The following is a 1,739-nucleotide window of genomic DNA, read 5'->3' on the forward strand; positions in this document are numbered from 1 at the left end:
ATGAACGCGCGGCGACGATCTTGACGTCAAATCTGGACTTCAGCGAATGGGGCGATGCGTTCCCCGACAACCGCATCCTCGGCGCCGCCACACTCGATCGGCTGCGCCACGGCGCCTACCGCATCGTTATCGAGGGCGAGAGCTACCGCACGCCGAAACCAATGCCAGAAAACGGCGAAAACACGGTTGCAAAATCAGGCAAAAAAACGCATTCTTGAGGCCCTTCGAAATCGCGTTTCGGGGCCATTCCAGGTGGCCTCATTACGCCGATCATCCCCGGCTCGATTACGCCGATCCGTGACATGGTATGCCTCGCTGTACGTCTGGGCCTGGCCCGACACGCCCTTCGGGTAGGGCGTGTCGTTGATGAACAGCGCCTTCAAGTCGCCCTCGGGACAATACAGGCTGAGCTGCCCGCGCCGCTTCAGGCTCTCGTTGTACGCATGCGCGTTCGTGACCGCACAGCGCGGCTTGGCTCGTTTGCGCGCCTCACCCGTCTTCAGTCTCGCCTTGTAAGGCATGCAAGCTCACCCGTCCGAGAGATCCCCGCACTCTTTCTACCCGACACCCTGCCGTCCCGCAAGGGGCCCTCGCTGAACAAAGCCCTGCAGCATGAATTTGCGCCGCGCCAGGCGCAGTGCCCGGACGTGGTGGTCGACATGCCGGCGGCGGCGCTCTACGACACGCTGATCGGCGAGGAGGTATCGGTATGAACGCGCCTGCAACCTACGCCGCCGCCCGTATGGGGCTGATGCTCACCGAGTTGCGTTTGCCGACCATAGCGCGGCTATGGCCCGAGTTCACGCAGCGCTCAGACAAGGAAGGCTGGCCGTCGACGCGTCTGCTCGGCGCGCTGCTCGAGCATGAACTGGCCGAGCGTGCGAAACGGCGCATCGCGCGGCATCGTGTCGAATCGCACCTGGACCCGAGCAAGACGCTTGAGACGTTCGACTTCGGCTTGGTGCCGATGATCTCCAAGGCGCATGTGATGGCGCTTGCCAGCGGCGATTCGTGGCTTGAGAAAGGCGCCACGATCTTGCTGTTCGGGCCTCCGGGTGCCGGCAAGAGCCATTTAGGCTGCGGCATCGGCCATGCATTGATCGACGCCGGATACCGGGTGCTGTTCACACGCACTGGCGAAATCGTGCAGAAGCTACAGGCGGCACGTCAGAGCCTGCAGTTGCCATCGATGCTCGCCAAGCTCGATCACTTCGACTTGATCATCCTCGACGACCTCTCATAGGTGCGCAAGGGTCAAGCGGAAACGAGCGTGCTGTTCGAACTCATTGCCGAACGCTATGAGCGGCGCAGTCTGCTGATCACGGCCAATCAGCCGTTCTCCGGCTGGAGCGACGTGTTCCCAGATCCGTCGATGACGGTGGCCGCCATCGACCGACTAGTTCACCACTCGACGATCTTCGAGCTGAACGTGGAAAGCTACCGGCGTCGCAGCGCCGACGACAACAAGCGCACACGGCGGCGTCAATTACCCCAACCCGAATCGGAAGGAGCGACAACTATGACGAGCTGACGCAGCGACAACTAACCCCGCGCCGACCGGCCAAGATAGTTGTCGCTCGGGCGGCCATCGTAATTGACAATCTACACCCGTCTTTCGTTTGCCTATCCGTGCACCAACGCCGCCCGCTTATGCAAAGTTATTTCTGGGACATGACAGTAGCAACCAGTTGAAGTACGTCCTCGACGGCGCGCTTGCAGTGGTTCTCGGATTCCTATTT

The 1,739-nt window shown here is 61.3% G+C and carries 1 protein-coding gene and 1 pseudogene; both read left to right on the plus strand.

From position 1 onward, the window contains the following. On the plus strand, positions 1–218 hold a 218-nt coding region (locus GWC77_RS27610; protein WP_173262628.1), incomplete at its 5' end, for an ATP-binding protein. A 491-nt stretch (positions 219–709) separates the two neighbouring features. After that, positions 710–1,531: pseudogene (gene istB / locus GWC77_RS27615) on the plus strand (IS21-like element helper ATPase IstB). Positions 1,532–1,739 lie beyond the last annotated feature (208 nt).

The sequence above is a fragment of the Paraburkholderia sp. NMBU_R16 genome (genome assembly GCF_013282575.1).
Classification (GTDB): Bacteria; Pseudomonadota; Gammaproteobacteria; order Burkholderiales; family Burkholderiaceae; genus Trinickia.